Source organism: Agromyces binzhouensis, from assembly GCF_004135055.1.
Classification (GTDB): domain Bacteria; phylum Actinomycetota; class Actinomycetes; order Actinomycetales; family Microbacteriaceae; genus Agromyces; species Agromyces binzhouensis.
The window spans coordinates 1-4,867 of the sequence record NZ_SDPL01000231.1; the positions used below are offsets into that span (position 1 = coordinate 1).

Annotated in this window: 3 protein-coding genes and 1 pseudogene; all 4 read left to right on the forward strand. The window is 71.5% G+C overall.

The window, feature by feature from the left end:
- The first annotated feature begins 195 nt into the window (after positions 1-195).
- Entirely contained in the window at positions 196-432 is a 237-nt protein-coding gene (locus tag ESO86_RS11425; protein ID WP_129235106.1) for a hypothetical protein, read from the forward strand.
- A 102-nt stretch (positions 433-534) separates the two neighbouring features.
- Complete coding sequence (locus ESO86_RS11430; RefSeq protein ID WP_129235108.1) at positions 535-2,772, forward strand: PAS domain S-box protein; 2,238 nt, start codon at positions 535-537, stop codon at positions 2,770-2,772.
- 3 nt (positions 2,773-2,775) lie between these two features.
- Positions 2,776-4,437 (forward strand): FAD-dependent oxidoreductase, encoded by a 1,662-nt coding sequence (locus tag ESO86_RS11435; RefSeq protein ID WP_129235110.1) that lies wholly within the window; start codon positions 2,776-2,778, stop codon positions 4,435-4,437.
- Between the two features lie 247 nt (positions 4,438-4,684).
- A pseudogene (locus tag ESO86_RS11440) lies at positions 4,685-4,867 on the forward strand (transposase); the annotation flags it as partial.

Genomic DNA, 4,867 nt, shown 5'->3' on the forward strand with positions numbered 1-4,867 from the left:
CACCCGAACGCGGGGGTCCGCCGCGCGCGGGGCCGCGGCATCCGCCCCCGCTGCGCCCGGAGTGCGGTTGACTGGAGCCATGGCGCATCGACAGCGTGGACGACGGGCGGGCTCGACGTGAGCGGGGGTGTCGGCCGCGGACTCGGCCCCGGCCGGGGTGTCCCGGGCGACGGTGAACCGACGCGGCGGCCCTCGATGGCCGCGATCATCGGCATCGCGCTCGCCGTGTTCGCGTTCCTCCTGCCCTCGTGGTGGGCGCTGCCCGTCGCGGCGATCGCGATCGTGCTCGGCGTGGTCGGGCGCCGGCAGTTCCGCGCCGACCCGATCACCGGGCCGGGGTGGCTGTCGCTCACGGCGATCATCCTCGGAGCGTTCGTGCTCCTCGGGCAGATCGCCATCCTCGTCACCGCCCTCGTGTCGACGCCGGTCTGAGCCGACGACGCCCCGTACGGGGGACAGTCCGACGCGCGACCGCGTCGATAGGGTGGCGAGACACGACCAGCGACGACGAAGCGGACGACGGGAGGAGGCTCCGTGGCCCAGCTCGGCTCGATTCTCGTGATCTCCGACGACGCCCGGGCGATCGCCGACCTCAGCGGCATCCTCGAGGAGGACCGCTACACCGTCCTCACGGCCGAGGGGGATCCGGCGCACGCGCACGCCGCCCTGGCGCACGGACCCGACCTGATCGTGCTCGATGCCGGACTGCGGCGCGCCGACCCGTTCGCGCTCGCCGCCGAGCTGCACGGCGCCGACGAGGCCCATGACCTGCCCGTCATCTTCATGGCCGCCGACGCCGACGTGGAGACCCGCGTGCGCGGCCTCGAGGCGGGCGACGACCTCATCGGCATCCCGTTCGATGCCCGCGAGGTGCTGGCGCGCATCGAGCGCCAGGTCACGGTGTCGAAGGTGCGGATGGCGCTGCGCGAGTCCGAGGCGAAGTTCCGCTCCGTCATGGAGTCGGCGATCGACGCGATCATCTCCGCCGACGCGGCGGGCGTCATCCGCAGCTGGAACAGCGCGGCCACCGCCCTGTTCGGCCACACCGAGGCCGAGGCGATCGGCCGGCCGCTCGAGCTCGTGATCCCCGAGCGGTTCCGCGAACTGCACCGCACGGGCATCCACCGCGTCAGCACGGGCGGTGAGACGCACGTCATCGGTTCGACCGTCGAGCTCGCCGCCATCCGCAACGACGGGTCGGAGTTCCCGATCGAGCTCTCGCTCGCGACCTGGTTCCTCGACGAGGACCGCTACTACACGGGCATCATCCGCGACATCAGCGAGCGCAAGCAGGCGGAGCAGAAGTTCCGGTCGGTGACCGAGTCGGCGATCGACGCGATCATCTCGGCCGACCACACCGGCCGCATCATGTCGTGGAACTCGGCCGCGACCCGCATCCTGGGCTACGACGAGGACGAGGCGGTCGGGCAGCAGCTCGAACTCGTCATCCCGCCGGAGTTCCAGGAGCTGCACCGGGCGGGCATGAAGCGCTACACCGAGACCGGCGAGGCGCACGTCATCGGCACGACGGTCGAGCTCTCGGCGATCACGAAGTCCGGCGAGCAGATCCCGATCGAGCTGTCGCTGTCGACGTGGACCGTGCACGAGGACCGCTACTACACGGGCATCATCCGCGACATCGGCGAGCGCAAGGCCGCCGAGGAGGCGCTCCGCCAGAGCGAGCAGCAGCTCCGCGAGCGCACCGACGAGTTGCGCGGCAAGAACTCGGTGCTCGAGGAGACCCTCGCGCAGATCGGCCAGATGCAGGACCAGCTGATCCTGCAGGAGAAGATGGCCTCGCTCGGCAAGCTGAGCGCCGGCATGGCGCACGAGCTGAACAACCCGGCATCCGCGGCCCAGCGGGGCGCATCGCAGGCGATGGCCGTGTTCGCCAAGCTGCAGGAGGCGCAGCTCCAGCTCGGGCGACTCGGGCTGTACGGCTCGAAGATGGAGCACCTGCGTGAGCTCGACCGGATGGCCGTCGAGCGCGCCGACCAGCCGATCGAGCTCGGTGCGCTCGAGCGCAGCGACCGGGAGGCCGAGGTCGAGGACTGGCTCGACGAGCACGACGTCGACGACGGCGGGGAGCTCGCGCCCGCGCTCGTGAGCCTCGGACTCGACGTCGACGACCTCGACGGCCTCGCGGCGACCTTCGTCGGCGAGGAGGCCTCGGTCGTCGTCGAGTGGCTCGGCCTGAAGTTCCTCATCTACACGCTGCTCTCCGAGGTCGCGGTCGGCACGACGCGGATCGTCGACCTGGTGAAGGCGCTGAAGACCTACACGTACATGGACCAGACGCCCGTGCAGGACGTCGACGTGCGCCGCGGCCTCGACAACACGCTGATCATCCTGCACAACAAGCTCAAGGGCGGCGTGCACGTCGTCCGCCGGTACGACGACGACCTCCCGGCGATCCAGGCGTACGCGAGCGAGCTCAACCAGGTGTGGACGAACCTCATCGACAACGCCATCGACGCCATGCACGGCGTCGGCACGCTGACGGTCCGCGCCCGGCGCGACGGCGACGTGGTCGAGGTGCAGATCGAGGACGACGGCCCCGGCATCCCGCCCGAGAACATGGTCGTGCTGTTCGACCCGTTCTTCACGACGAAGCCGGTCGGCGAGGGCACCGGGCTCGGCCTGCCGATCTCGCGGAACATCGTGGTGAAGAAGCACCACGGCGAGATGACGGTCGACTCGGTCCCGGGGCGGACGTGCTTCACGGTGCGCCTGCCGATCGATTCCACGCCAGGCGACGACGGAGAGGGCTGAACCGTGGCCAAGCCGGTGATCATGACGGTCGACGACGAGCCGCAGGTGCTCAACGCGATCGCCCGCGACCTGCAGGCGCGCTACCGCTCCGACTACCGCATCGTGAAGGCGTCGTCGGGGCAGGAGGGGCTCGACGCCGTGGGGGAGTACCTCAAGCGCGGCACGCCCGTGGCGCTCTTCATCGTGGACCAGCGGATGCCCGGCATGACCGGCACCGAGTTCCTGGAGCAGGCGCTGAAGCTCGTGCCCGACGCCAAGCGCGTGCTGCTCACCGCCTACGCCGACACGAACGCGGCGATCACGTCGATCAACGCGCTCGACCTCGACTACTACCTGTTGAAGCCGTGGGATCCGCCCGAGGAGCGGCTGTACCCGGTGATCGACGACCTGCTCGACGACTGGCGCGCGAGCGCGCCCCCGGTGTACGAGGGCATCCGCGTCGCGGGTGCACTGTGGTCGCCCACGACGCACGCCGTGAAGGACTTCCTCGCGCGCAGCCAGATCCCGTACCAGTGGCTCGACATCGAGAAGAACGAGGGTGCGCGCGAGCTGGTCGAGGCGTCGACGAGCGGCACGCGCAAGCTGCCCGTCGTCTTCCTGCCCGACGGCACGACGCTGTTCAGTCCCGACCTGCACGAGCTGGCCGAGCGCATCGGGCTGCGGGCGCCCGCCCAGCAGCCGTTCTACGACCTCGTCGTCGTGGGCGCCGGACCCGCCGGGCTCGCCGCCGCGGTCTACGGTGCGTCCGAGGGCCTGCGGACCGCGGTCGTCGAGCGCGAGGTGCCGGGAGGGCAGGCCGGCACGAGCTCGCGCATCGAGAACTACCTCGGCTTCCCGAACGGCATCAGCGGCGCCGACCTCGCGCGGCGCGCGGTGACGCAGGCGAAGCGGCTCGGCGCCGAGATCCTCAGCCCGCAGGCCGTCACCGGCATCCGACTCGAGGACTCGTACAAGATCGTCACGCTCGACGACGGCAGCGAGCTGCGCTGCCGTGCGCTCGTGCTCGCGACCGGGGTGTCGGCGCGCACGCTCGACGTGCCCGGCGAGGAGCGGCTGCTCGGGGCATCCGTCTACTACGGCGCCGCCGCCTCGGAGGCGGTGGCGTACAGCGGATGCCGCGTGGCCGTCGTCGGCGGAGCGAACTCGGCCGGGCAGGGCGCGATGTTCCTGTCGCGGTACGCGGCCGAGGTCACCATCCTGGTGCGCGGCGACGGGCTCGAGTCGTCGATGTCGCGCTACCTCATCGACCAGATCGAGGCGACGCCGAACATCACGGTGCGGCCGCATTCGCGCGTCGTCGCGCTCTCCGGCGAGGAGCGCCTGGAGTCGGTCACGGTCAGCGACATGGGGACCGGCGGCGAGGAGGAGCTGCCCGCCGACGCGATGTTCGTGTTCATCGGGGCGGTGCCCGGCACGGGTCTCGTGCGCGGCCTCGTCGAGCTCGACGACCACGGCTTCGTCCTGACCGGGCAGGACCTCGTGCGCGACGGCCGACGTCCGCGCGGGTGGACGCCCCAGCGCGACCCGTTCCTGCAGGAGGCGAGCGTGCCGGGCATCTTCGCCGCCGGGGACGTGCGGCACGACGTGATGCGACGCGTGGCCTCGGCGGTCGGGCAGGGGTCGGTCGCGGTGAGCCTCGTGCACAAGTACCTCGAGACGGTCTGAGGCGGGGCGGCGGCGTCCCCGCCCCGATTCGAGGTCGGCTGAGGAGTGCGGGGTTCGCAGGATGACGTGGAGCTCGCGACTCCATCGCCGGGCATGACGCGGCTCATCCTGCGTACTCGGAGCGCTCGCCGTCGCGCGGCGGCCGGGTTCGCAGGATGACGTGCGGTTGACCCTCATCGGCGAGCGGATGTCGCGGCTCATCCTGCGTACTCCGCCACCTGGCCGGCCATCGCGCCATGATGGTCGCATGGCGACCGACCCGGTGGCGGAGGCGGCCGACGCACTCTACGCGCTCGTGCCCGAGGAGTTCACCGCGGCGCGCAACGCCCGCGCGGCGGATGCGCGCAGCGCGAGCGAGCCGGCGCTGGCGAAGGAGATCGGCGCGCTCCGCCGCCCCTCGCCCTCGGCGTGGATCGTGAACCGGCTCGCG